Source organism: Tepidibacillus sp. HK-1 (assembly GCF_001748485.2).
GTDB classification, from domain to species: domain Bacteria; phylum Bacillota; class Bacilli; order Tepidibacillales; family Tepidibacillaceae; genus Tepidibacillus_B; species Tepidibacillus_B infernus.
This window is the reverse complement of record NZ_BDGM02000018.1, coordinates 1-25,894: the sequence shown is the minus strand read 5'-3', so window position 1 is coordinate 25,894 and position 25,894 is coordinate 1. Positions and strand designations below refer to the sequence as shown.

The 25,894-nt window shown below is 37.0% G+C and carries 22 protein-coding genes, 1 pseudogene and 1 other annotated feature (1 of these 24 cut by a window edge); of the genes and pseudogenes, 22 read left to right on the top strand and 1 reads right to left on the bottom strand.

The annotated features are described in order from the left end of the window. Nucleotides 1-124: a binding site (T-box leader), on the top strand (it extends 95 nt beyond the left edge of the window). A 117-nt stretch (nucleotides 125-241) separates the two neighbouring features. From ileS to BEN26_RS10035, 19 genes and pseudogenes are all read left to right on the top strand, one after another. Next, complete coding sequence (ileS, locus tag BEN26_RS10120) at nucleotides 242-3,010, top strand: isoleucine--tRNA ligase (RefSeq protein WP_069798226.1); 2,769 nt, start codon at nucleotides 242-244, stop codon at nucleotides 3,008-3,010. A gap of 121 nt (nucleotides 3,011-3,131) precedes the next feature. Then, nucleotides 3,132-3,449: a DUF5665 domain-containing protein gene (locus tag BEN26_RS10115; protein ID WP_069798229.1), complete on the top strand. Its 318-nt coding sequence runs from the start codon at nucleotides 3,132-3,134 to the stop codon at nucleotides 3,447-3,449. Between the two features lie 12 nt (nucleotides 3,450-3,461). Then, nucleotides 3,462-4,199: a TraR/DksA C4-type zinc finger protein gene (locus BEN26_RS10110; protein WP_399168329.1), complete on the top strand. Its 738-nt coding sequence runs from the start codon at nucleotides 3,462-3,464 to the stop codon at nucleotides 4,197-4,199. Between the two features lie 374 nt (nucleotides 4,200-4,573). Next, nucleotides 4,574-6,133 carry a sodium/proline symporter PutP gene (putP, locus tag BEN26_RS10105; RefSeq protein WP_084818737.1) on the top strand — a complete coding sequence of 520 codons (1,560 nt, stop codon included), beginning with the start codon at nucleotides 4,574-4,576 and terminating at the stop codon, nucleotides 6,131-6,133. 80 nt (nucleotides 6,134-6,213) lie between these two features. Continuing rightward, complete coding sequence (gene lspA / locus BEN26_RS10100; RefSeq protein ID WP_069798267.1) at nucleotides 6,214-6,672, top strand: signal peptidase II; 459 nt, start codon at nucleotides 6,214-6,216, stop codon at nucleotides 6,670-6,672. A gap of 4 nt (nucleotides 6,673-6,676) precedes the next feature. Next, entirely contained in the window at nucleotides 6,677-7,606 is a 930-nt protein-coding gene (locus tag BEN26_RS10095) for an RluA family pseudouridine synthase (RefSeq protein WP_069798237.1), read from the top strand. A 215-nt stretch (nucleotides 7,607-7,821) separates the two neighbouring features. Further along, nucleotides 7,822-8,367, top strand: a complete 546-nt coding sequence (pyrR, locus tag BEN26_RS10090) for a bifunctional pyr operon transcriptional regulator/uracil phosphoribosyltransferase PyrR (RefSeq protein WP_069798239.1) — start codon at nucleotides 7,822-7,824, stop codon at nucleotides 8,365-8,367. A 178-nt stretch (nucleotides 8,368-8,545) separates the two neighbouring features. Further along, nucleotides 8,546-9,871 (top strand): uracil permease, encoded by a 1,326-nt coding sequence (gene uraA, locus BEN26_RS10085; protein WP_069798240.1) that lies wholly within the window; start codon nucleotides 8,546-8,548, stop codon nucleotides 9,869-9,871. A 337-nt stretch (nucleotides 9,872-10,208) separates the two neighbouring features. After that, nucleotides 10,209-11,189 (top strand): aspartate carbamoyltransferase catalytic subunit, encoded by a 981-nt coding sequence (locus tag BEN26_RS10080; RefSeq protein WP_069798242.1) that lies wholly within the window; start codon nucleotides 10,209-10,211, stop codon nucleotides 11,187-11,189. Further along, nucleotides 11,135-12,430 carry a dihydroorotase gene (locus tag BEN26_RS10075; RefSeq protein WP_069798244.1) on the top strand — a complete coding sequence of 432 codons (1,296 nt, stop codon included), beginning with the start codon at nucleotides 11,135-11,137 and terminating at the stop codon, nucleotides 12,428-12,430. The genes BEN26_RS10080 and BEN26_RS10075 overlap by 55 nt, the downstream gene beginning before the upstream one ends. Then, nucleotides 12,423-13,520 (top strand): carbamoyl phosphate synthase small subunit, encoded by a 1,098-nt coding sequence (locus tag BEN26_RS10070; protein ID WP_069798246.1) that lies wholly within the window; start codon nucleotides 12,423-12,425, stop codon nucleotides 13,518-13,520. The genes BEN26_RS10075 and BEN26_RS10070 overlap by 8 nt, the downstream gene beginning before the upstream one ends. Continuing rightward, nucleotides 13,513-16,722, top strand: coding sequence for a carbamoyl-phosphate synthase large subunit (carB, locus tag BEN26_RS10065; protein WP_069798248.1), 3,210 nt, complete (start codon nucleotides 13,513-13,515; stop codon nucleotides 16,720-16,722). Before BEN26_RS10070 ends, carB begins: the two co-directional genes overlap by 8 nt. Next, entirely contained in the window at nucleotides 16,722-17,531 is an 810-nt protein-coding gene (locus BEN26_RS10060; RefSeq protein WP_069798251.1) for a dihydroorotate dehydrogenase electron transfer subunit, read from the top strand. Before carB ends, BEN26_RS10060 begins: the two co-directional genes overlap by 1 nt. A 1-nt stretch (nucleotide 17,532) precedes the next feature. After that, a complete protein-coding gene (locus tag BEN26_RS10055; protein WP_069798253.1) occupies nucleotides 17,533-18,483 on the top strand; it encodes a dihydroorotate dehydrogenase in 951 nt (316 codons plus the stop codon). Next, the gene (pyrF, locus tag BEN26_RS10050; protein WP_255421887.1) at nucleotides 18,480-19,262 is read left to right on the top strand and encodes an orotidine-5'-phosphate decarboxylase; all 783 of its coding nucleotides are present in this window, start codon (nucleotides 18,480-18,482) and stop codon (nucleotides 19,260-19,262) included. Before BEN26_RS10055 ends, pyrF begins: the two co-directional genes overlap by 4 nt. Before the next feature lie 53 nt (nucleotides 19,263-19,315). Next, a complete protein-coding gene (pyrE, locus tag BEN26_RS10045) occupies nucleotides 19,316-19,897 on the top strand; it encodes an orotate phosphoribosyltransferase (protein ID WP_220126425.1) in 582 nt (193 codons plus the stop codon). Nucleotides 19,898-20,227: 330 nt separating this feature from the next. Then, complete coding sequence (locus BEN26_RS10040; protein ID WP_069798255.1) at nucleotides 20,228-20,734, top strand: GNAT family N-acetyltransferase; 507 nt, start codon at nucleotides 20,228-20,230, stop codon at nucleotides 20,732-20,734. Nucleotides 20,735-21,235: 501 nt separating this feature from the next. Continuing rightward, nucleotides 21,236-21,319 (top strand): putative holin-like toxin, encoded by an 84-nt coding sequence (locus BEN26_RS13955; RefSeq protein ID WP_220126426.1) that lies wholly within the window; start codon nucleotides 21,236-21,238, stop codon nucleotides 21,317-21,319. A gap of 212 nt (nucleotides 21,320-21,531) precedes the next feature. Further along, nucleotides 21,532-21,672, top strand: a pseudogene (locus BEN26_RS10035) (peptide-methionine (R)-S-oxide reductase); the annotation flags it as partial. Nucleotides 21,673-21,720: 48 nt separating this feature from the next. On the opposite strand, the gene BEN26_RS10030 reads toward BEN26_RS10035, so the two are convergent. Then, nucleotides 21,721-21,930, bottom strand: a complete 210-nt coding sequence (locus BEN26_RS10030) for a hypothetical protein (protein WP_181482267.1) — start codon at nucleotides 21,928-21,930, stop codon at nucleotides 21,721-21,723. Between the two features lie 669 nt (nucleotides 21,931-22,599). Between BEN26_RS10030 and BEN26_RS10025 the strand changes: the two genes are divergently transcribed. From BEN26_RS10025 to BEN26_RS10015, 3 genes are all read left to right on the top strand, one after another. Then, nucleotides 22,600-23,535, top strand: coding sequence for a TIGR01777 family oxidoreductase (locus tag BEN26_RS10025; RefSeq protein ID WP_069798259.1), 936 nt, complete (start codon nucleotides 22,600-22,602; stop codon nucleotides 23,533-23,535). 4 nt (nucleotides 23,536-23,539) lie between these two features. Beyond that, nucleotides 23,540-24,433: a DMT family transporter gene (locus BEN26_RS10020; RefSeq protein WP_068724596.1), complete on the top strand. Its 894-nt coding sequence runs from the start codon at nucleotides 23,540-23,542 to the stop codon at nucleotides 24,431-24,433. Nucleotides 24,434-24,630: 197 nt separating this feature from the next. Then, a complete protein-coding gene (locus BEN26_RS10015; protein WP_069798261.1) occupies nucleotides 24,631-25,722 on the top strand; it encodes an AI-2E family transporter in 1,092 nt (363 codons plus the stop codon). Nucleotides 25,723-25,894 lie beyond the last annotated feature (172 nt).

Below are 25,894 nucleotides of genomic sequence, written 5' to 3'. Positions count from 1 at the left end.
CCATGAGTTACTTTTCTGAATGCATTGTAAAATAAGTAAGAAAAGTCGGTTTAATCCGTTATCTTTTATAAGTGGCTATATAGGCTATTAGGGTGGTACCGCGGGTAACCTTCTCGTCCCTTGACTTTGGATGAGAAGGTTTTTTTTCATATTCGTGAAGCCTTATAAAAGGGATTGGAATTGGCTTTTAAGTGAGCCGTTGCTTTTATGGGCTGAAAAGTTGTAAGAAGGAGTGAGTTGAATGGATTATGGGACGACATTAAATCTGTTAAAAACAGATTTTCCAATGAGAGGAAATCTTCCAAATAAAGAGCCAGAGATTGAGCAATGGTGGGATGAGATCAATATTTATCAAAAAGTGCAGGAATCAAAAAAAGGGAAGCCAACATTTATTCTTCATGATGGTCCTCCTTATGCGAATGGAGATATCCATATTGGCCATGCACTGAACAAGATTTTGAAAGATATCATCGTTCGTTTTAAAACCATGCAGGGCTATAATGCACCTTATGTTCCTGGTTGGGATACTCACGGATTACCAATCGAGCATGCTATTATTAAAAATGAAAAAATTAACCGTCACGAAATTGGACCGATTGAGTTTAGAAACCGTTGTCGAGATTATGCTCTTTCTTATGTTGAAAAGCAAAAGGGACAGTTTAAACGTTTAGGTATAAGAGGAGACTTTGAAAATCCTTATATTACCCTAAAGCCAGAATATGAAGCAAGACAATTAAAAGTATTTGGCGAAATGGCAAAAAAGGGACTCATCTACAAGGGGCTTAAACCTGTTTATTGGTCACCCTCTTCTGAGTCTGCACTAGCCGAGGCGGAAATTGAATATAAAGAAAAACGTTCTGCCTCGATTTATGTAGCTTTTGAAGTCGTTGATGGAAAAGGTAAACTTCCAGAGGGTTCAAATGTTGTCATTTGGACGACAACACCTTGGACCATACCAGCAAACCTTGCTATTTCTATTCATCCGGAATTTGATTATGTCCTATACAAAGTAGAATCTGGACAATATTTAGTGGCTAAAGAACTATTAGACCATGTGAAAGAAGAAATTGGTTTTGAGCATGTAGAAATTGTTAAGGAATTTAAGGGTGAAGAGTTAGAAGGGGTAGTCACAAAACACCCATTTTATGATCGAATCTCACCTGTTATTCTTGGTGAGCATGTAACATTAGAGGCTGGAACAGGATGCGTTCATACTGCACCTGGTCATGGAGAAGATGACTTTTATGTTGGCCAGAAATATGGTTTAGATGTCTTATCGCCAATCGATGACCAAGGGAAATTCACAAAAGAAGCACCCGGCTTTGAAGGTTTGTTCTATGAAGATGCTAATAAAGAGGTGACAAAAAAGCTAGCTGAAGTTGGTAAACTTCTCAAACTTGGCTTTATTAAACACCAATACCCACACGATTGGCGCTCAAAACAACCAGTGATTTACCGGGCAACTGAACAATGGTTTGCGTCGATTGAACCGATTCGTCAAACGATGTTAGAAGAAATTAAAAATGTGAAATGGGTTCCGCATTGGGGAGAACTACGGTTGCATAATATGGTTGCTGATCGAGGAGATTGGTGTATATCTCGCCAACGGATTTGGGGCGTACCGATTCCAATCTTCTATTGTAAGGATTGTGGAGAAACGATTCTTAACGATCAAACCATTCACCATGTTGCAGATTTAGTAGCAATGGAAGGCTCTAATGTATGGTTTGCCAAAGAGGCGGATGAGTTGGTACCAGAAGGCACTTTTTGTCCATCTTGTGGGGGAACTCATTTTAGAAAAGAAACAGATATTATGGATGTATGGTTTGACTCTGGTTCAAGCCATGAAGGTGTTTTAGAAGCAAGAGAAGAATTACGAAGACCAGCCGATCTTTATTTAGAAGGCTCTGACCAATATCGTGGTTGGTTCAACTCCTCACTATCTACCAGCGTTGCTGTAACGGGAAAAGCACCCTATAAAGCAGTCTTAAGTCATGGTTTCACCTTGGATGGCGAAGGTAGAAAAATGTCTAAGTCCTTAGGGAATGTGATTGTGCCGCAGAAGATTGTTGATCAATTGGGAGCAGATATTCTCCGTCTTTGGGTTGCTTCTGTTGATTATCAATCAGATGTTCGGATTTCCGATAATATTTTGAAACAGATCTCAGAAGTATACCGAAAAATTAGGAATACTTTAAGATTCTTAGTTGGTAATTTAGAAGGGTTTAATCCGCAAAAAGATCAAGTCGCTTTGAAAGAGATGAACGAACTTGATCAATTTGCCATGATGAGAACCAAACAATTGATTGATAAAGTCATTAAGGGCTATGATGCTTATGAATTTCATAGTGTTTATCAATCGATTCACAATTTCTGTACCGTCGATATGAGTGCATTTTATCTAGACATTATTAAAGATCGTTTATATATAGAACCACTTCATTCACCAACTCGAAAAGCGGCTCAAACTGTATTATATGAAGTTTTATTGGTATTAGTTAAACTTATTGCACCTATTCTTCCTCACACAGCTGATGAAGTGTGGAAATTCATCCCTGAAGTGAAGGAGATTAGTGTTCAACTTACCGAACTTCCGGATTGGTCTCATATTGAAGTAGACCAGTCATTGATGGAGAAATGGGAACAATTCTTAGATGTCCGCGATGAGGTTTTAAAAGCTTTAGAAGTGGCTCGTAAAGATAAGTTAATCGGTCATTCACTTGCTGCAGCTGTTACGATCTATCCATCAACAGAGGTCGCAAAATTATTAAATCAATTTAATGAATTAGATAAATTATTTATTGTTTCCCATGTGAACGTGAAAGAAGAACAGGCACCAGAAAATGCGATGCAACTTGAAGGATTAAGTGTTCATGTAACTCAAGCAGAAGGAGAAAAATGTCAGCGATGCTGGGTAGTTAGTCCTGAAGTCGGACATAAGCACCCAGAATTATGCCCAACTTGTGCTGAAATTGTAGAAGAGCACTACCACGATTTAGTAACCGAATAATATTTTGTGATAAAAAGCTTAGGAGATAAATTCCTAAGCTTTTTATTCTTTTATAACCAAAAGATGCTTAGATTTAATATAAAAGGAGTAAACTATCTTTAATGATTTAGGAGGGAATTAGATGGCAGATAAATCCAACTCATATACGATTGAAACCATTGGAAAAAAATTAGATGAATTAGCCATTCAAATGGAACGGGTTCAGATCGCCGATTATATCGCCTTATTAAATAAACCAAGACGACTATTTTTTCTTAATCTCATGACAGGAATTGCCAGGGGTATAGGCATCGCCTTAGGATTTACCATTTTTGCGGCGACGATTATTTATTTTTTACAAAAACTTGGTGCTCTTAATTTACCGATTATTGGTGATTATATCGCTGAAATAGTAAAGATTGTCCAAGCTCAATTAAATGTGGATGCAAGCATAAGGTAAGGAGTGGTTATGGTGAGAAAAGACAAACTAGAACAGTTAAAAAAACAATTAATTGAAGAAAAAAATGAAATTCTAGAGGAAATGAAACATAATAACAGTTATGGATTAGATGAAAATATGAATGATTCAATTGGAGAATTATCAGGATATGATAATCATCCAGCGGATATTGGTACTGAGCTTTTTGAAAGATCAAAGGATATTGCTTTAGAAGAGAATCATTTCCATTTACTTGAACAAATTAACGAAGCGTTAGAACGAATGGAACAAGGATCCTATGGTTATTGTCTAACTTGTCATAAAGAGATTCCCTTTGAACGTCTACAAGCTGTTCCTTATGCTAAATATTGTATTAAACATCAAACCAATAATTCAGTTTCACTTCAGAGACCGATTGAGGAAGAATTTCTTACTCCACCTTTTGGCCGCACAAGTTTAGACGAAAAAGAAGATCAAACGATTGGGTTTGATGGAGAAGATGCATGGCAAGCGGTAGCGAGATTTGGTACTTCTAATCCGGCAGATTATTTTCGTGATGGAACTGATTATGACCATTTATATATAGAGAGTCGGGAACCAGATGGGTATGTCGAACCAGTTGAAGGTTTTATTATTACCGACATGGATGGGAATCCAAGCGATGATCAAATCGATGTGATTCGAAATGAAGCGTATGAGGCATACATTGAAAATGAAGAAGGAGAAGAAGGAATCTCTGAAGTGCATAAAGAGGATCAAGAACAAGGATAAGAAAATCAATCCATTCCAATAAAATTTATAATAAAGATGAAATGACCCTAGCTTAGAACTAGGGTTTTATTTTGAGCGTTGAAATGACAATCTGATTCTGAAAAAGCTTTTGATTAAATATAATCTTAAAGAGAATAAAAATTAGATATGTTATTTTTTAAATTTTCAGTTTATTTAGATCTTAAGTGGTATGATATAATTATTTTACAAAATTGCGACATCACCTTAAATGAAACAATCAAGGAGGTGCAGGATGGGATGGAGTATTCTTTACCTACGTTTACTTGGTTCTGGCTTTATGTGCCAATGAGTTTACTTGTTGTATTTTCCATGATTAGTTATTTTCTTGAAAGGAGGGAGGAATAAAGATGCACATGGCGATAGAAACAGTAGTTTCCTTTGTTTTTTATATTTTATTAATGATTGCAATTGGTATTTGGAGTTATCGCAAGACGAATACCATTGATGATTATGTGTTAGGTGGACGATCATTAAATGGCTGGGTTACAGCTTTAAGCGCTCAAGCAAGCGATATGAGTGGATGGCTCTTATTAGGACTGCCTGGTGCCGCATATGCTTCAGGTTTAAGTGCGATGTGGATTGGGATTGGTTTAGCTATAGGGACTTATTTAAACTGGCAATTCGTTGCAAAGCGTTTACGTCGTTATACAGAAGTAGTGAATTCAATTACGATTTCCGATTACTTTGAGAACCGTTTTAAAGACCGTACTCATTTACTTCGTATTATTTCCGCATTTTTAATCTTAACCTTCTTCTTATTTTATACAGCTTCAGGACTTGTAGCTGGAGGTAAATTGTTTGAAGGTACTTTTGGGATGGATTATAAAATTGCACTTTTTGTAGGGGCATTTGTTATTATTTCCTATACATTCTTAGGTGGTTATCTAGCTGTTAGCTGGACAGATTTTGTTCAGGGAAGTCTAATGTTTTTGGCGTTACTATTTGTACCGATTGTGACGATTACACAGATTGGTGGGATTGGAGAGCTCTGGAATCATTTAGGCGCATTAAACCCCGATTTGTTAGATTCAACTAAGACCGTCAGTTATGATGCTGCGAAGGAAATTTTTTGGGTAACAACCAACACGAATTTTGACTTCATTGCCGTTTTATCCTTAATGGCATGGGGACTAGGATATTTTGGGCAACCTCATATTTTAGTCCGCTTTATGGGGATCCGTTCCGCAAACGAGATCAAAAAATCACGTTTGATTGCTGTTACATGGGTAGTACTTGCTTTATGGGGAGCCTTATTTGTTGGGTTTATTGGAATCGCCTATCACCAAGCAGGTATAACAGGTTTTGAAAATGGGTTGGCTGACCAAGAGCAAGTGTTTATCCAAATGGTACAGATTCTATTTAACCCATGGGTTGCAGGGATCTTACTTGCTGCGATTTTAGCAGCCATTATGAGTACGATTGATTCTCAATTATTAGTTTCATCTAGTGCCTTGGCAGAAGATTTTTATAAAGCACTATTTAGAAAAAATGCGAGTCAAAAAGAATTGATCTGGGTTAGCCGTGGAGCGGTTATCTTAATTTCAATCATTGCGATTTACCTTGCGATGAGTGGTGGAAAAGTATTAGATTTGGTGGCTTATGCTTGGGCTGGATTTGGAGCAGCCTTTGGGCCAGCCATTATCTTCTCATTATTCTGGAACCGAACCACAAGAAATGGCGTTCTCTTTGGTATGATCGTTGGTGGTTTAACGGTTATTGTTTGGAAAAACTATACTAGTTTTGGACTCAATTCCTTATTTCCTAACTTTAATTTTGCTAGATGGTATGAGATTATCCCAGGCTTCATTCTTTCAGCCCTTACCATTTTCATTGTGAGCTTAATTGATAATAAACCGAGCCAAGAGATTTTGAATGAATTTGAGCAATCACAAAAAGCTTTAGTAAATGAGTAATGGGTCATTCCCATTGCTCTTTTTATTTGGATGAACATATGCTACAATGGGCAAGAGAAGAAGCACAAGGAGGAGACAGTTTGATTTATTACTTCATTTCATTACTCATAATCTTTCTTGACCAATTAAGTAAGTGGGCGATTGTGCAGTATATGGATTTATATGAAAGCATCCCTATTGTTAAGGGTTGGTTTCATATTACCTCTAGTCGAAATAGAGGCGCCGCCTTTGGAATTTTACAAAATAAGCAATGGTTTTTTATCATCTTAACATTGATTGTCATTCTTTTTCTTATTTATTACATTTACAAGATCCATAAAGCACAAAAGCTGTTTGCCTTATCTCTATCTTTTATTTTAGGTGGGGCGATCGGTAACCTGATTGACCGTATAACAACTGGGGAAGTAGTAGATTTTATAGATGTAAGGATTATTAACTATCCCATTTTTAATCTTGCTGATTCAGCGATTGTGGTTGGAGTCATTTTAATGATCTGGGAAATGTTTTTTTCTAAAGAAGCAAAAAAAGATCAAGTATAGGAGAATTGCAGTGGAAGTCTTTGAAAAATACGATTGGATCATTGAAGCAGAGGAGGCAACAGAAAGAATTGATAAATTTCTTTCTGAACAGTTCGAAGAATGGTCTAGATCACAAATACAACAATGGATCAAAGAAGGAAATGTAACAGTCAATGGTAGAATGGTGAAAGCAAATTACAAAATACAAGAAGACGATGAGGTTGTGCTTCAGGTTCCACCACAAAAAGAATTGAACATTGAGCCTGAATCGATTCCTCTTGACATCGTATATGAAGACCAAGATGTAATTGTGATAAATAAGCCAAGAGGAATGGTGGTTCACCCAGCACCAGGGCACTATTCTGGTACCTTGGTTAATGCTTTACTTTATCACTGTAAAGATTTATCTGGAATAAACGGTGTTTTAAGACCAGGAATTGTTCATCGCATTGATAAAGATACATCTGGATTATTGATGGCTGCAAAAAATGATTTGGCTCATGAATCTCTTGCTAGACAACTCAAGGATCATGATGTGCATCGAATATATCTGGCCTTAGTTCATGGAGAAATCCCTCATGATCTTGGAACGATCGATGCACCTATTGGCCGTGATCCTCATGATCGTAAAAAAATGACGGTGATCCATAAAAATAGTAAGCATGCTGTTACCCATTTTGTAGTGAAAGAGCGTTTCCAAGGGTTTACATTGGTGGAATGTAAATTAGAAACAGGCAGGACTCATCAAATTCGAGTCCACATGCAATACATCGGCCATCCCCTTGTAGGAGATCCTTTATATGGTCTGAAAAAGACGTTAAAAATCGATGGCCAAGCACTCCATGCCAAAACTTTAGGATTTAAGCATCCAAGAACTAACGAATATCTGGAATTTGACTCTGAATTGCCAGAAGATATGCAAGGGCTCATTGAAGAGTTACGAGCAAACAGATAAAGGAACGAATAAAGTGAAGAAAATGGTTGACATTGGATTCACTTTCATCCATAATGAAATAGAAAATTTAAATGTCCTTTAAATGTAGTCCAGAGAGGCTAACAAGGTGAACGGGTATTGAATAGGTTAAATTCTATTCAAGCAATATCGATTCGCTTTTGCCTCTAGGTAAAAGCTTTTTTTATTCTTTCATTTCTTAAGGAGGTGAACCTAGGTTGGAACAAGGAAGAGTTTTATTAGACGAAACAGCAATCAATCGAGCGTTGACCCGTATTGCCCATGAAATCCTGGAAAAAAACAAAGGAATTGAAGACTTAGTGATCATTGGGATTAAAACTCGTGGAATTTACTTAGCTCAAAGAATCGCAGATAAAATTAAACAATTTGAAGGACATGATATTCCTGTTGGAGAACTAGACATCACCTTATACCGTGATGACTTGACGGAAAAGAGCGATCAACCTCTTGTAAAGGGAAGTCTAATTGCCTTTGAGATCAAGAAGAAAAAAATTGTTCTTATCGATGACGTATTGTACACAGGGAGAACCGTTCGAGCAGCCTTAGATGCCATTATAGATATGGGTAGACCGCAACTGATTCAACTTGCAGTACTAATCGATCGTGGACATAGGGAACTTCCAATCCGACCTGATTATGTAGGGAAAAATGTACCAACCTCTAAGCAAGAAATGATTTCCGTTCAATTAAAAGAGTGTGACCAAAAAGAACAAGTGACCATTCAACCAAAAACCACCCTTTAACTCAGTCCAGAGAGGCTGGCAAGGGTTCAATAGGATAAGAGAAATGAATGAGAATAAATATGGTGTCTCATTTAATCCTTCTCTTTCACTAGCGAACCTCTTAGCTGAAGCCAGGAGGTTTTTTTGATCTTAAAAAAACCGAATCATTGGTGGAAAAATAAAGAGGAGGAAAACAAAAATGAAACAACAAGTGATGGATGTCAATGAAATGCCAAAGGGAATGAAATGGATTGCATTAAGTTTTCAACATTTGTTTGCTATGTTTGGGGCAACTATTCTAGTCCCGATCTTAACAGGGTTAAGTCCTTCAATCGCCTTATTAAGCAGTGGGTTAGGGACGATTGCTTATTTGCTGATTACCAAAGGAAAAATCCCTGCCTATTTAGGTTCATCTTTTGCCTTCATCGCACCGATTATTTCCCTCTCTCAATCGGAGGGATTAGGAGCAGCCATGTTTGGTTCTTTCCTAGCTGGGGTATTATACGGTGTGATCGCATTAATGATCTATAAATTTGGCTCAGATTGGTTAAATAAAATTTTGCCACCTGTTGTGATTGGTTCTGTCGTAATTGTGATTGGATTAGGGCTGGCAAGTGTTGCAGTAGATATGGCAATGAATATTAAAGTGGATGGTCAAACCGTTTATTCTTTAAAACATTTCATGGTGGCTTTAAGTACTTTAGCGATTGCTGTCATAGCAAGTACTGTCTTCCGAGGTTTTCTAGGAGTGATTCCCATTCTTTTAGGAATCATTGGTGGTTATATCATCTCCTTAATCGTAGGAATCGTTGATTTAACACCTGTAAAAGAAGCAAGTTGGTTTGCATTGCCTATTTTTACAACACCAGAATTGTCATGGAAAGCTGCTGTTGTCATGCTTCCTGTAGCATTAGTGACCATCACTGAACATATTGGCCATTTAATGGTAACCAGTAGTATTATGGAACGAGATTTGGTAAAGGATCCTGGATTGCATCGTTCGATTTTAGGTGATGGTGTTGCTACATCTATCGCTGCTTTAATTGGTGGCCCACCTAATACCACCTATGGAGAAAATATCGGTGTGTTAGCTATTACAAGAGTATATAGTGTTTATGTGATTGCTGGGGCAGCGGTCTTTGCTACAAGCTTTGCCTTCATTGGAAAATTAGGTGCCTTAATTAGCACGATTCCTACAGCAGTCATGGGTGGTGTTTCTATTCTACTCTTCGGCATCATCGCATCAGCTGGTTTACGAATGCTTGTTGATAATGGCATTGATTATAGTGACAAAAGAAACCTTGTAATCTCATCTGTCATCATGGTGATTGGTGTTGGTAATGCAGCATTAAAATTAAAAGGAATTCATGTTGATATCGAAGGAATGGCTTTAGCTACAATCGTTGGTATTATCCTAAACCTAGTATTGCCTAAGCAAGCAAAAGAAAGTGAAGAATTAGAAATGGAAATTGTCACTAAACAAACAAAAGAGGTTAAAAGAAAAACTGTCAAAGTAGGGGTTTAAGTAGCCTCAACAATAAAGAAGTACAAAAGAATAGAATCCTTTAAATCAGTCCCGTGAGTCTGATAAGGATATCTTCTAATGACGGTTTTATCTTCAAATGCAAGCCGCAAGGGCCAGAAAATGGTACTAGTTTCTAAGCATGCAAATGAAATTGGAACCATTAGAAAGATGGTGTAAGGAATTAGAAGGTCTTCTTATCGAACGGTAGGAAGACCTTTTTTGTATTCATTATTCACAGTTCCATAGTTCCCTACAAAAGTAATCGGAATGTGCTACGAACAAGTCGTCACTTTTGTGAGTTTATTAAGAATTCCATTGGAAAAAGAGGATGAGAGAAATGGGAAAGCATTTGTTATCCATTCAAGAGTTAACATTGGAAGAAATCAAAGAATTAATAGCTAGGGCTCATTATTTTCAAAAGATAGAAGAAACCAGTTCACTTGAGAACGATTCATGGTTATTCTTTTCAAACAAGCAATATCACAAGTCATTTATCGCTAATTTGTTTTTAGAACCAAGTACAAGAACGAGAATATCTTTTGAAGTAGCTGAAAAGAAGTTAGGTCTTGAAGTGGTCAATCTTCAACCTTCTGTATCAAGTATGCAAAAAGGAGAATCGCTTTTTGATACCTTAAAGACTCTCGAATCTCTTGGTATAGAAGCTGTTGTAATTCGTCTACAAGAGGAAGATCTGCTAAAACCATTGTTACGAAAACTTTCTATAAAGATCATCAATGCTGGTGAGGGTAAAAAGGCTCATCCTACTCAAGCCCTTCTCGATTTTTATACGATTCAGCAATATTTTTCTGAGATCAAAGGATTAAATGTCGCTATAATCGGTGATATTGCCCATAGCCGAGTCGCTCGATCCAATGTGCAATTATTGAAAAGGATGGGTGCCAAGCTCCTGTTTAGCGGCCCAGCAAAATATATGGATTTTTCACTAGAAGGTAACTATTTACCAATTGATGAGGCGATAAAACATGCAGATGTGGTCATGATGTTACGTGTTCAATTTGAACGGATACAGGGGGAATCTTTATATCCAATTGAAGAATATCGTCAAGAATTTGGCTTTACGGAAGAGAGACTTCGTTATTTACAACCACAAACCATTATTTTGCATCCTGCACCAGTAAATCGAGGGATAGAAATGGATGATCTTGTTGTTGAGCATCCTCAATCGAAAATCTTCGAACAAATTCGTCATGGTGTATGGATTCGTATGGCAGTGATAGAGAGAGCCTTAGGAGGGGAAGCAAAATGGGAATCATCATTCGACATGGGAAAATTTGGAGTAAAAATCAGTGGTTTATAGGGGATCTTTTGATTGAAAAAGGAATGATCCAAGCAATCGAGCAAAAGCTTGACAATAAAAATCACCTCCATCAAGTGATTGATGCAAAAGGAAAAATAATAATCCCGGGGTTAATCGATATTCATGTTCATTTACGAGAACCGGGGTTTGAGCAAAAAGAAACCATTGAAACAGGAACAAAAGCTGCAGCAAAGGGTGGATTTACTACGATTTTTGCGATGCCAAACACAAATCCTGTCATGGATTGTCCTGACCTAATTACTTTTCTCAAAGAAAAAAGTAAAGCATTAGGATATGTAAAGGTCTATCCGATTGGTGCGATTACTCATAAGCAAGAGGGAAAAGAATTAGCTAATCTGTTAGGGATGAAAAAACAAGGTGCGGTTGGGTTTTCTGATGATGGTAAAGGGGTCCAATCAACTAGCTTGATGATTAAAGCGATGGAAACGGCCAAGCTTTTAGACATGCCAATCATTGCACATGTGGAAGATTATCATTTGGCTGGAAAAGGGGTTATTCACATGGGTGAAACAGCCAAACAATTGCAGGTACAAGGAATCCCATCTGAAGCAGAGTATCTGCAGTTAGAAAGGGACTTAATGTTAGCAGAAAGCACTGGTGTTCATTACCATGTATGCCATGTAAGTTCAAAGGAATCAGTACAGCTTATTCGAAATGCAAAGGCAAAAGGGGTTAACGTAACCGCAGAAGTTACCCCACATCATCTGCTGTTAACAGAAAAGGATATCCAACCACCCTATGGTCATTATAAAATGAATCCGCCACTTAGAACCGAAGAAGATCGCCTCGCTCTTATAGAAGGATTGATCGATGGAACGATCGATGTAATTGCAACGGATCATGCGCCACATACTGAGGATGAAAAACAAAGGGGATTATTGGATGCACCATTTGGAATTGTTGGACTTGAGACCGCTTTTCCCTTGTTATACACCCATCTTGTAATGAAGAAGCTCGTATCATTAGAACAATTGATTGAATGGGTTACAAGAAAACCGGCAGAAATTTTTGGCTTGCAAGTTGGGGAAATTGCGGTGGGTTTACCAGCAGATCTTGCGGTGATTGATCTGGAACAATCCAAATCGGTTGACCCAGTTACATTTGCTTCAAAAGGGAAAAATACGCCATTTACAGGTTGGAATTTGTATGGATGGCCAGTCATGACCATCGTAGAGGGTAAGATTTCATGGGAGCAGGAGGTAGAGAACCGCTATGCATAAGAAGAAAGCCACATTATTTTTAGAAGATGGAACTTCTTTTGAAGGTGTATCATTTGGCAGTACTGGAGAATCTATCGCTGAAATTGTTTTCAATACGGGTATGACAGGTTACCAAGAAATTTTGACAGATCCCTCTTATTATGGACAATTTGTGGTGATGACTTATCCTTTAATCGGGAATTACGGAATTAATCACGTGGATTTTGAATCAGTCAAACCAAGGGTGTTTGGATTTATTGTTAAAGAAGTGGCAGATTTCCCATCCCATTGGCGTAAAAATGAGAGTCTTACTTCTTATTTGCAACAACATGGAATCTTAGGAATTGCTGGGATCGATACGAGGATGATCACGAAGAAAATAAGGGAAAAAGGGACGATGAAAGCTCTGTTAACCACAAATTCTTTGACAAGGGAAGAGGCCTTGAAGCGTTTAGAATCTCCTTTAAGCAATGATCAAGTTAAGCAGGTTTCAATTAAACAGCCCTTCACCATTCCAGGGAGAGGCGAACGTGTCGTCTTAGTCGATTATGGTTATAAACAAGGGATCTTAAGAGAATTATTAGCACGACAATGCGAAGTGACCATCGTTCCTTATACGACAACGGTTGAACAAATTAATACTTTAAATCCAGATGGGGTCCTCTTATCCAATGGCCCTGGTGACCCAAAAGAGGTGATAGAAGCCATTCCAATGATACAGGGTTTAATGCAGGAAAGAATACCTTTATTTGGAATTTGTTTAGGTCATCAATTGTTTGCTTTAGCTAATGGGGCAAATACAGAGAAAATGAAGTTTGGCCATCGAGGTGGAAATCATCCAGTAAAAGAGTTGGCAACAAACCGGATCTACATGACTTCACAAAATCATGGTTTTACCGTTACTACGAAGTCCATAGCCACCTGTCCATTGAAAGTGACTCATATTGCAGTAAATGACGGGACGATTGAAGGTTTGGCTCATACTAATGTACCCGCTTTTTCCGTACAATATCATCCAGAAGCTTCACCAGGTCCTAATGACAGTCGTTATCTTTTCGATCAATTTATTCAACTGATGAGAAAGGAAAAGGAGGAGAAACAGTATGCCTAAACGATATGGAATTAAAAAAGTCTTGGTGATAGGATCAGGTCCGATTACCATTGGTCAGGCCGCAGAATTTGATTATGCTGGTACACAAGCTTGTCAGGCACTCAAAGAGGAAGGAATGGAAGTAATATTAGTCAATAGTAATCCTGCTACGATCATGACTGATACACAAATAGCTGACAAAGTGTATATGGAACCGCTAACCCTTGATTTTTTGAAAAAAATTATTCGGATGGAAAGACCAGATGGAATCATTGCAACATTAGGTGGACAAACCGCACTGAATTTAGCAGTAGAGCTAGAGAATGATGGTGTTTTAAGCGAAGTAGGAGTTCAATTGCTTGGAACAAACATCAAAGCGATTCAAGATGCTGAAGATCGAAGTCGATTTCGTTCACTAATGAAACAAATCGGGGAACCTGTTCCAGAGAGTCAAATTATTTACCAATTAGAGGAAGCCTATACATTTGTTGAGCAAGTAGGCTATCCAGTGATTATTCGCCCTGCTTACACACTTGGTGGAACAGGGGGAGGTATTGCTCATAATCTAGGAGAATTAGAGGAAATTGTACAAAGTGGGCTGGAAGCAAGCCCTATTCATCAAGTTCTGATTGAGCAAAGTTTATTAGGTTATAAGGAAATTGAATATGAAGTGATTCGAGATCAGCATGGCAATAAGATTGTCGTATGTAATATGGAAAATCTAGATCCAGTGGGCATTCATACTGGTGATAGTATCGTCGTTGCCCCTAGTCAAACGTTATCTGACCGAGAATACCAATTACTTAGAACATCGGCTTTAAAGATTGTAGAGGCTCTTCAAATTCAAGGGGGCTGTAATGTTCAATTCGCGTTAGATCCAAACAGTGAACGATATGAAGTGATTGAAGTGAACCCAAGAGTAAGTCGTTCTAGTGCCTTAGCTTCAAAAGCTACAGGTTATCCAATTGCGAAGATAGCGACTAAAATTGCTTTAGGTTATACCTTGGATGAAATAAAAAATCCTATCACTAAGACAACTTATGCTTGTTTTGAACCAGCCTTAGATTATGTGGTAACAAAGATTCCTCGCTGGCCCTTTGATAAATTTCAAGCAGCAAATCGTAAATTAGGAACACAAATGAAGGCAACAGGCGAAGTGATGGCGATAGGGAGGAATTTTGAAGAGTCCCTACAAAAAGCGATTCGTTCTATGGAAGATCAACATGTGGGTCTTTTTTCACCCTCCTTACATTTAGATCAACTTGATGATGAACAAATCCAAGAGAGAATCAAGCGAACAGATGATCAACGTTTGTGGTTGATTGCTGAATGGTTTCGAAGGGGTGGGGAATGGAAGAAGGTTCATGAATGGACACAAATTGATCCTTTCTTTTTAGTAAAAATCAAAGGTTTAGTAGAAATCGAACAAGAAATTCGTCAAGAACCAATCACAAAAGATCAGCTTTACTTATGGAAAAAACTCGGCTTTTCCGATCAGCAAATTGCCCTTTTGAGAGGAGAAGATGAAAAAGGAATTCGAACATTACGGGAAAACTGGCATATCAAACCTGTATATAAAATGGTGGATACTTGTGCAGCAGAATTTGAATCCTATACCCCTTATTATTATTCTACTTATGAGCTAGAAGATGAAGTGATAAGAGGAACAAAACCATCTGTAATCGTCATCGGTTCTGGTCCTATTCGAATTGGTCAAGGAATAGAATTTGATTATTCCACCGTTCATGCCGTCTGGGCGATTCAAGAGGCAGGGTATGATGCAGTGATTATCAATAACAATCCAGAAACAGTTTCTACCGACTTTAATGTGTCAAACCGGCTCTATTTCGAACCACTTACTATTGAAGATGTGCTTCATGTGATCGAAAAAGAACAATCGGTTGGAGTGATTGTACAATTTGGTGGCCAAACGGCAATCAATTTAGCAGAAAGAATCGCAAATGAAGGAATACCGATTCTCGGAACTTCACTAGATCGGATTGATCAAGCAGAAGATCGGAAGCGATTTGAACAGCTTTTAAAGGATTTACAAATTAAACAACCCCTCGGGACAACCGTTTTATCACAAGAAGAAGCGTTACAAGTAGCTGAAAAGCTTGGATACCCTGTTTTAGTTCGACCCTCTTATGTTCTAGGTGGAAGGGCGATGGAGATCATCTATAATCAGGAAGAATTGACACATTACATGGAACAAGCTGTTCAAGTTTCACCTGAACATCCTGTTTTAATTGATCGCTACCTCATCGGTAAAGAGGTAGAAGTTGATGCCATTTGTGATGGGAAGCAAGTACTTATTCCCGGGATTATGGAACATATCGAAAGAGCAGGTGTGCATTCAGGCGATTCTATCGCTGTATATCCTCCTCAATCATTGACAGAATCGGAAATGAAACAAATTGTAACTATCACTGAAAAACTGGCATTAGGACTTCAAGCAAAAGGATTGCTTAATATCCAATTCGTCATTCATGAGCATGAAGTATATGTAATTGAAGTAAATCCAAGGTCGTCTCGGACTGTACCTTTTCTAAGCAAAGTCACCCAAGTTCCGATTGCTAATCTGGCTACAAAAATCATGTTAGGTGAAACACTCCAGTCTTTGGATTATCAAACTGGTTATTTAACGCCAACAACAAATCTTGTGGCTGTAAAAGTTCCTGTTTTTTCCTTTTCCAAATTAAGAAGGGTAGATACGACATTAGGTCCAGAAATGAAGTCAACCGGGGAAGTGATTGGTATCGATCAAAATTTTGCCAAAGCATTATATAAAGGATTAATCGCTGCAGGAGTAAGGGTTGCTGAATCGGGTACGATTTTAGCAACGATTGCTGATAAAGATAAAGATGAAGCCTTAAGCTTAATACGTCGTTTTGTCCAACTAGGATTTCAGGTAAAAGCAACAAGGGGAACAGCTCAATTTTTAAAGGAGAATGGAATTTCAGTGATCGAAGTAAAAAAACTACGAGAAGGTAAACCCAATATCATCGATGAAATTCATTCAGGAAACATTCAGTTTGTAATCAATACCTTAACCAGGGGAAGGGATATAGCAAGGGATGGGTTTCGTATTCGTAGAGAATCAGTGGAATATGGGATTGCTTGTTTTACCTCATTAGATACCGCTTATGCCCTATTGCATGTTCTTGAATCGCTTGCTTTAACTACTCAACCGATGGTTCGGAAAGGGGAGTTGATCTCCTGATGAAACAATCGCTGATGAAAGTGTTAGAGAACAAAGAGATTGCACATCAAATCTACCAGATCGTGATAGAACCAAAAACATTACAAGCAAATACAAATTTTGAGGACTTTCTAAATGAATGGTATCCTCAACCAGGACAATTTTTCCATATTCGGGTAAATGATTCCAATCATCCTTTTCTTCGAAGACCGATTAGTGTTCATGATTTTGACCCAAATACACTGCGAATCTCAATGATTTATCGAGTGAATGGAGAAGGAACCAAAAGGCTAACTCAAAAGACAAGAGGCGAAATCGTTGATGTTCTTGGACCATTAGGAAATGGATTCCCAGTTTCCAAAACAGATAAACAACAGTTTTTACTTATAGGTGGTGGGATTGGCATTCCTCCACTCTACTATCTGGCAAAGCAATTAAAGCATACAGGACATCAAATCACAACATTGCTAGGCTTTCAATCAAAACAGGATATCTTTTTGCTTGAACAATTCTCAAGCTTTGGCGAAATTCGAGTGGCTACCATGGATGGAAGTTTGGGTTCTAAAGGAACAGTTCTAGATCTGATCAAAGAAGAAGAGCATTGGGATCTATTTTATTCATGTGGTCCAACAGCGATGATGAAAGCCATTCAACAAAAATGGATGGATAAGCCGATCGAAGGGTATCTCTCATTAGAAGAACGAATGGGTTGTGCCATTGGAGCTTGCTATGGATGTGTGGTTAAAGTAGACCAAGCTGTAGATCTTAGAGGATATAAAAAAGTTTGTGCTGATGGACCTGTTTTTTCCTTCCGGGAGGTGAAATTGTAAGATGGAATTATCATCAGATAGAAATCATCAAACGAATTCCCGTTTAAAAGTAAAGCTTGGTAAGATTGAATTAAAAAACCCGATTATGCCTGCCTCTGGTTGTTTTGGCTTTGGTAGAGAGTATGCAAAGTTATATGATTTGAGTCAACTTGGGGCAGTGATTGTTAAAGCGACAACCTTAGAACCAAGGCTAGGAAATCCTACACCAAGAATTGCTGAAACACCAAGCGGAATGTTGAATTCAATCGGTTTGCAAAATCCCGGTATAGAAGCAGTCATTAATGAGGAAATCCCTTGGTTAGCAAAGTACCAAGTACCGATTATTGTGAATGTAGCAGGAACTATGACAGAGGATTATGTGGAGGTAGCAAAAAGAATCTCTGCAGTAACTGAAGTGGCCATGATCGAACTCAATATCTCTTGTCCTAATGTAAAATGTGGCGGGATAACATTTGGTACGGATCCCAAAACAGCCCATGATCTAACAAAAGCAGTGAAAGAAGTTAGTCAGGTACCGGTTTTTGTTAAATTATCACCTAATGTAACAGATATTGTCTCTATGGCAGAAGCAGTTGAAGCAGCAGGAGCAGATGGATTAAGTATGATAAACACTTTAATAGGGATGAGATTTGATCTAAAAACCAGAAAGCCGATTTTGGCCAACCAAGTGGGAGGATTATCAGGCCCTGCCATTAAGCCAGTTGCTTTACGAATGATTTACGAAGTCTATAAACATGTGTCTATCCCAATTATTGGTATGGGAGGAATCATGACAGCAGAAGATGTAATGGAATTTTTCTTAGCTGGTGCTTCTGCAGTTGCTATTGGTACCGCAAACTTCATCGATCCATATATTATGCCTAAAGTGATTCAAGATTTAGATCGTGTCTTAGATGAAATGGGTGTTCGTTACATCTCAGAACTTACTGGAGAAGGGTGGAATCTAGCATGAAGATAGAGCAGACTGATGTTGATAGAATGGAAATCGGCTCTTTGAAAGAGGAAGATTATAGAAAACGAATGATTGTCGCCCTTGATGTCAAAAATCAAACAGAAGCGGTAGAGCTTATCTCTCGCTTTGAAGGACAATTACGCTATGTTAAAGTAGGCATGGAACTTTTTTATGCAACAGGTTATCCTTTGATAGAAAAATTGAAAAAACAAGGATTAAATATTTTTTTAGATTTAAAAATGCACGATATTCCTAACACAGTGGGAAAAACAGCAGCTCAATTGACTCGATTAGAGATAGATATGTTTAATCTTCATATTGCTGGTGGTATGAAGATGATGGAAGCTGCACGAAATCAAATGGAGAACACATTGGCGGTTGGACAAAAACGTCCACTTCTTATCGGTGTTACTCAATTGACAAGCACAGATCAATCGATGCTCCAAAATGAAATAGGTATTCCTTCAACAGTAGAAGAATCTGTTCTCCATTATTCCAAATTGGCTCAACTAGCTGGCCTTGATGGTGTTGTTTCTTCGCCATTAGAAGTTAAAAAAATAAAAGCACAATCTGGGTTATCTTTTTTAACGGTTACACCCGGTATTCGTTTAGTAAAAGGACTAACCCATGATCAAAAAAGAGTCACAACTCCTGAAAAAGCCTTTCAATTGGGAGCAGATTACATTGTGATTGGCCGAGCTGTAACAGAAGCTGAAAATCCGGCGAAAGTATTTGCCACCATCATTAAAAGATTAAAAGGAAGAAAAGATAGATACTAAGATACTAGATGATAGACAGTAGAATTTCATTAAATAATATTAGGAGGTATAAAATGATGACAAAAGAGGAGATTCTAACCATTTTTCAAGAGACAGGGGTAATAAAAGAAGGACATTTTTTGTTAACCTCAGGCCGTCATTCTAAACATTACATGCAGATGGCACAGGTATTGCAATACCCACAGATTACAGCAAAACTATGTAGTAGTTTAGCTGATCCTTTTCAAGATAAACAAATTGATGTCGTCGTCTCTCCAGCAGTTGGAGGGATATTGGTAGGTTATGAGGTGTCACGAGCATTAGGTGTCAAAAATATCTTTTGTGAAAGAGAAAATGGGAAGATGACATTACGACGGGGGTTTCAAATTGAACCTGGCCAAAGCGTTTTAGTTGTAGAAGATGTGGTTACCACTGGTGGATCGGTCAAAGAAGTCATTTCTGTTGTAGAGCAATCAGGAGGGGAAGTCGTCGGTGTAGGAGTACTCGTTGATCGAAGCAATGGAAACGTAGATTTTGGTTTTCCTTTTCATGCCCTGCTTTCAATGGAAGTTGAATCTTTTTCAAAAGAATCATGCCCTCTTTGTCTTGAAGGAAAGATCCCAGCAATAAAACCAGGTAGTCGTGGATTGAAATAATTGTAATCGTAGATTACGATGAAGGAAAAATTCATTCGAATATAGAATTGGTTAATAAAAGAAGTTTTTTTATTATCTGGCCATTTTTTTTTCCTGTCTTAATATTACTTTCAATGACTTTCCAACCAATAATGACTGATAGAACTTTTTCCAGATGAGTTAAAATCACAAGAATCATTTTACAGATTTAAAGATAAGGACTTGTACGCTGTTTTGAAAAAAGAAGGAGATTATTATATCGTATATGTAGATTATCAAATCGATCGTTACTTTATACCCGAAAATACTGGAAAAGAATTAGAAGATCTATCGAGAGAAGGAGAGCTGTAAATGAATTTTGAAATTAGAGAGATGACTGTAAGTGATTGGAATGAGGTAAGAGCTATATATGTCGAAGGGATTAAGACGGAAAACTCCACATTTGAGGCCGAAGCTCCAAGTTGGGAAAAATGGGACTTAGGGCATATAAGTACCTGTAGATTGGTTGCTAGTTTGAAAGATAAGGTTCTTGGATGGGTGGCATTGAGTCCTGTTTCCAGTAGATCTGTTTATGCTGGAGTAGCTGAAGTAAGTGTGTATATTTCCTCAGAACACAGAGGTAAAGGGATTGGAAAAACTCTTTTGGAGCATTTGGTTAAGTGTTCTGAAAAACACGGTTTTTGGACATTACAGGCTAGTATTTTTCCAGAGAATGTGGCAAGTATAACTATACATAAGAAATGTGGTTTTCGTGAAATTGGTAGACGTGAAAAACTTGGCAAGATGAAAAATGGAATTTGGCGTGACGTAATTCTACTTGAACGTAGAAGCAAAATAGTAGGAGATGTAGGAATTTAATGAGATAAGGCTCAAGCCATGTATTTTTCAAAAAAAATGGACTATGAAGCATTTTTTGATGGGTATGGTAAGTTTAAGTGGAGTAACATTTTCTGAAAGTTGGGTGATTTAATATGATCCAAGTTAATTTTCATGAGAATGAAAAAATTCCAACAGAAATAATAGATTTTGTAGTAATCATGGGAATACAATATTCATTTAACTGAAAGTAGACTAATCTGGATTGTAGAGAACTTTTTCAAATTAAGCCATAAGCAGTTCCATGAAATTGGTTTTTAGAAATAAAAGGAATAAGACATATTATAAACCATGGATGAAGTAGGGGGGATAGTATTTGCCAATGTCAGAATACTATAAAAATTGAGAGATAAAATAGGATTGATCTAGAAGATAAAAAATAAAGAAAATCATATGTTCGTATTAAATTGTATGGTATAATATGGTTGCAATAGAATCGGCTCTCAAGGGCGGTTGGCTCATCTCCGGAAAGGAGGTGATGCTATGGAAGTTAAGGATGCTTTAGCTTTGATGTTTATGTTTGGAATGTTCATCCTTGCTTTACTTTCCTACTTAAAAAAGAAGTAGACCTCCCTTGAGCGTAGCAGCCTAAGAGGTCTAACTTCTATGCTTAAAATTTATGCCGATCGCCCTTGAGGCAATCTATTGTATGGACCGTAGATGCTATTAACATTTACGGTCTTTACAAGTTTATTCAAAAAATTATTTTCTAATACAATGTTAACATATATATTTTGTTATGAAAAGGTAAACATTTGTATTTTATTAAATAGAACTATTATTTAGGGCATGTATTTAATGATGGGCCAGCTCCAACAGGACTACGTTATTGTATTAATTCAGCGGCATTAAGGTTTATCCCAAAAGAAGATATGGGACGTGAAGGATATGGAGATTTACTTATTTTGTTTAGAAATTAGGAATAGAAAACGCTGAAAGCTTGGCTAAATACCAATCTTTCGTTATAGTCAAATTTTTTCATTACCTTTTTTTTTATCATCATTCAAGTTATCGTATGAAATTAGAGAATCAATAGGTTTTTCTTCTGGCATTCCTATATGCTTTTTGATTTTATCAATTTCTTCTAAAATAATTTTGGTGTTTATCCAGGCAGCAATTGAAGAAATCACTAATATCACATAGATAATCAAAGCAAGCCATCCCTGCATTATCATCAACATCCCTTCTCCTTAATCAATTTTATCATCATTAGTAAAATTTTATCAATTTTGTCATGAAGAAAAAAAGAGAAAGGTTGATTTTATGGAAGTAAAGATTGAAAAAAATTATTGCTAATGCAATTAACCCCAATATGGATAGAAGAAAATACCAAGAAACGTTAGAGCATCTGGAAGAATATCCTGAAGTTTTAATCCTTTAGTTGATGAACCCGATATTAAACTTCATATTCCTATTAAAAATAAAATTTAATCTGTAGAAATTTATCGAAAATTTTTATGACAGAAATATGTTGAACGAAAAATATAAAGCTATTACTGTGTTTATGGATAGAAACTTTAAAAGAAAAAATAGATCATTTAGACAATAATGAGTTGCTTTATGATACAATGATAAAAAAGGAAAAGTGGGGTAAAAGATATCGCATTTACAGCTCCATCATACCACAACTTCAAACGATTAAGTTGACCAATAATTCTTTTCTTCTTAAGTTTGTTACTATGGATTTTTGCCAAGCGTATTGTGAACTATTTTTGGATTAGTCGTTTTGGAGCAAGCGATTCCACATAAGGAAATAGACAGATTAGCTTAGTTCATCGCGGGTTTTATAGATGGCTAAGCTTTTTTGTATAGATGAAACTTTAATAATTTGGGAGTGAGTTGATTTAATGAATATTTTAATTGTTGGAGGTACGGGATTTGTTGGCAAGGAATTGATCAAATCCCTATTAAAAGATGGCCATCATGTTAGTGTTATAACCAGAAATATAGCAAAAGCAAGGACTTTGTTAGGTGAACAAGTGAAACTCCTACAATGGGAATCTATCATCGCAGCTAACTCATCGTTGTTAAAAACATATCAAATTGATTATATCATCAATCTCGCTGGTGAATCGATTGGCAGTGGCCGTTGGACGCAAAGGAGAAAAGAAGAAATTATAAAAAGTAGAACGGAAACAACAAGGGCAATGGTTGACTTCATCGAAAAGTTACAAGTGAAGCCTAAAGGACTTATTAATGCCTCTGCAGTAGGCTATTATGGTGCGCACGAAGATGAAGAGATTACAGAGGATCATGGTGTTGGGCAAGACTTTTTGGCAAAGGTAAGTAATGCCTGGGAAAAAGAAGCGATTCGTGCAGAGAAATTTGGGGTTAGAGTGGTTATCCTGCGCATTGGGGTTGTGCTGGGGAATGGTGGAGCCCTAGAAAAGATGGGATTACCATTTAGATTTTATATTGGTGGCCCCATTGGAAAAGGAGATCATTGGCTTTCTTGGATTCACTTAAGTGACCTGATAAAAGCCGTTCAATTTTTACTTAAAAATGACACCATCGATGGTCCGATCAATACGACAGCGCCTAATCCAGTCAGAATGCGCGATTTTTACAGATATTTAGCAAAGGCGATGAATAAACCTTATTGGATGTATACACCTGCACTTTTTTTACGTTTAGCATTGGGGGAAATGTCTGACATGGTTTTAAAAGGGCAAAAGGTATTGCCTAAGAGATTACTTGACAGCGGATTTCAATTTCAATTTGCAAGTGTTGAATCAGCTCTCATCGATATAATGAAAACGAATATCATGAGTAAGCAGAGGTGAAGGGATGAAGAGATGGGCTTACCTTTTCATTGCACTAAGCGCAGTTTTTTGGGGAATCATTGGTATTTTTGTTCAAGGATTATATCAGTTTGGTTTATCTCCTATTGAAGTCGTTGCGATTCGAGTAATGATGGCCACAATGATTCTGTTACCCTATGTCTATTTTACAGATCGGTCATTGTTAAAAATAAATTTAAAAGATAGCTTTTATTTTGTCGGTACAGGAATTTTTAGCATTGTTTTTTTTAATTGGAGCTATTTTACTGCTATTCAAGAGATTTCTCTTTCATTAGCCGCTATACTCCTTTATACTGCACCTGCCTTTGTTACAATCCTTTCTCGTATCATTTTTAAAGAATGGTTTACAAAGAAAAAGCTAGTTTCCCTTTTTATAACTTTTATTGGCATTATGTTTGTGATTGGATATTTGCCAAATATGGAATCTACACAGATCTCAACCTATGGGTTTCTTGTGGGGATTGGGGCAGGGGTAGGGTATTCCTTATATAGTATTTTTGGGAAAGCTGCTTTAAAGAAGTATAAACCGTTGACAATTACAACTTATACCTTTGTATTTGCGAGTATTGTCCTTGTCCCCACTACCCGGATATGGACGTCTTTCAATTTAATGGTTTCTTTTAAAGCTTTCACCTACATAATTGGACTTGGATTATTTCCAACGGCATTAGCTTATATTCTCTATACTAAAGGCTTATCCTATGTGGAATCTAGTAGGGCTTCGATTACTGCAACCATTGAACCTATTGTTGCTACCCTGATTGGAATCCTACAATTTGGTGATTATTTGTCATGGCATCAATTGGCAGGAATTCTCATGATTCTTATTTCTGTCTTTCTAATACAGGAAGGTTCAATTAAGAAAGAACAGTTGAATTAATAAATGGGTATGAACTCCTATTTTAAAGGACATGATTTTTATATAATCATTCTTTTTAAAAAAGGGTTTTTAGTTTTATGCAGGAAAAAGAGTAGAAAAGTAGAATAAAATAAAGTTACCCAATTTGGCTAAAAAAACAGTTTTACGTCAACAATGAAAAAGATAGAGATGTAAAATATAGGTGGTGATCAATCAGAATGCTATCTTTTTATAAAAAATATGGACGGACTGCCTTTGATCTATTCCTTATTGTACTAACCGTCTATTTAATCATGTATGTTTTTAGTTTTCTTTATAGCATAGGCAAGCCAATCTTTTTTGCATTGGTGATTTTCTTAATGATTGAACCTTTAGCAAAATTCCTACATAAAAAAGGACTAAAAAAAATCACAGCGACAACTATTTCTACACTCGTTTTTATTCTAGTTGTATTAAGTATTGTGATTACATTAGGAGCTATTTTTGCTACACAAATCTATCATTTATCACAGATGATACCAGATTATATTTACCAGTTACAATTTGAACTCTCTGAAAAGATTGATATGGTTCAAGGGGAAATCAATGCTCTTCCACCAGATGTGGTTGAAAAAGCAAAACAATACCTAATTGATTTTGCGGAAAAGGGTTCAAAGCTCTTATCTGTGGTTTTATTAACGATTTTTTCTTCGATTACCTCTTTATCTAGTTTAGTCGTCAATTTTGTTATCGGTGTGATTTTAGCATATTTTTTAAGCATTGAGATTACGGTTTGGAGAAAAATTGCAAATGAGAAAACCCCGAAAACGTTTAAAAAGGCCTATAGGTTTTTAAAAGAAAATGTCATTAAAGGAATCGTACTGTATATTAAAGCCCAATTAAAATTAATTACATTTACTTTTATCATCATTTTTATCGGTTTACTAATCCTTAGGATTCCAAATGCTTTTTCTATTTCTTTGTTGGCAGGACTGTTTGACTTGCTTCCTTTACTTGGGGTCTCGTCTTTATTTATTCCATGGATTATTTATCTACTCATTGTTGGCCAAACTTTTACCGCAATTTGGATTGCTGTTCTACTTGCTGTTGTGATTGTTTTTAGACAGATTGCTGAACCGAAAATAACGGGGGATTCTTTAGGAGTTTCGGCTTTTACGATGCTTTCATTTATGGTTATCTCTTTATCATTATTTGGAGTAGCAGGTATTATTTTATCTCCAGTTTTATTGATTCTAATCAAGGCCCTTTATGAGCAAGGATACCTAAAAAGATGGATTCACTTACCTGAAGGTGAATATGAACAGGTTTAAAAAAAGTATATTGCAACGTTTTAATACGTTTGCAATATACTTTTTTAGTGCGCCACGCATGGCGATTAACTAGACGGTGAAAGTCCGTTATGGGGGTATGTAGCAACCAACCATTAGCCTAAGGCAAGGGTGTCCATCGTGAGGTGGAATCTGAAGGAAGCCGGCGGCAAAG

Bases quoted from the DNA above. Each gene is read 5' to 3' on its own strand.
- pyrE (WP_220126425.1), top strand. From the start codon at position 19,316: ATGATGACAAAAGAGGAGATTCTAACCATTTTTCAAGAGACAGGGGTA.
- ileS (WP_069798226.1), top strand. From the start codon at position 242: ATGGATTATGGGACGACATTAAATCTGTTAAAAACAGATTTTCCAATG.
- BEN26_RS10040 (WP_069798255.1), top strand. From the start codon at position 20,228: ATGAATTTTGAAATTAGAGAGATGACTGTAAGTGATTGGAATGAGGTA.
- BEN26_RS13955 (WP_220126426.1), top strand. From the start codon at position 21,236: ATGGAAGTTAAGGATGCTTTAGCTTTGATGTTTATGTTTGGAATGTTC.
- BEN26_RS10020 (WP_068724596.1), top strand. From the start codon at position 23,540: ATGAAGAGATGGGCTTACCTTTTCATTGCACTAAGCGCAGTTTTTTGG.
- BEN26_RS10060 (WP_069798251.1), top strand. From the start codon at position 16,722: ATGAAACAATCGCTGATGAAAGTGTTAGAGAACAAAGAGATTGCACAT.
- uraA (WP_069798240.1), top strand. From the start codon at position 8,546: ATGAAACAACAAGTGATGGATGTCAATGAAATGCCAAAGGGAATGAAA.
- carB (WP_069798248.1), top strand. From the start codon at position 13,513: ATGCCTAAACGATATGGAATTAAAAAAGTCTTGGTGATAGGATCAGGT.
- BEN26_RS10055 (WP_069798253.1), top strand. From the start codon at position 17,533: ATGGAATTATCATCAGATAGAAATCATCAAACGAATTCCCGTTTAAAA.
- BEN26_RS10115 (WP_069798229.1), top strand. From the start codon at position 3,132: ATGGCAGATAAATCCAACTCATATACGATTGAAACCATTGGAAAAAAA.
- BEN26_RS10075 (WP_069798244.1), top strand. From the start codon at position 11,135: ATGGGAATCATCATTCGACATGGGAAAATTTGGAGTAAAAATCAGTGG.
- putP (WP_084818737.1), top strand. From the start codon at position 4,574: ATGGCGATAGAAACAGTAGTTTCCTTTGTTTTTTATATTTTATTAATG.
- BEN26_RS10080 (WP_069798242.1), top strand. From the start codon at position 10,209: ATGGGAAAGCATTTGTTATCCATTCAAGAGTTAACATTGGAAGAAATC.
- pyrF (WP_255421887.1), top strand. From the start codon at position 18,480: ATGAAGATAGAGCAGACTGATGTTGATAGAATGGAAATCGGCTCTTTG.
- BEN26_RS10025 (WP_069798259.1), top strand. From the start codon at position 22,600: ATGAATATTTTAATTGTTGGAGGTACGGGATTTGTTGGCAAGGAATTG.
- BEN26_RS10015 (WP_069798261.1), top strand. From the start codon at position 24,631: ATGCTATCTTTTTATAAAAAATATGGACGGACTGCCTTTGATCTATTC.
- BEN26_RS10070 (WP_069798246.1), top strand. From the start codon at position 12,423: ATGCATAAGAAGAAAGCCACATTATTTTTAGAAGATGGAACTTCTTTT.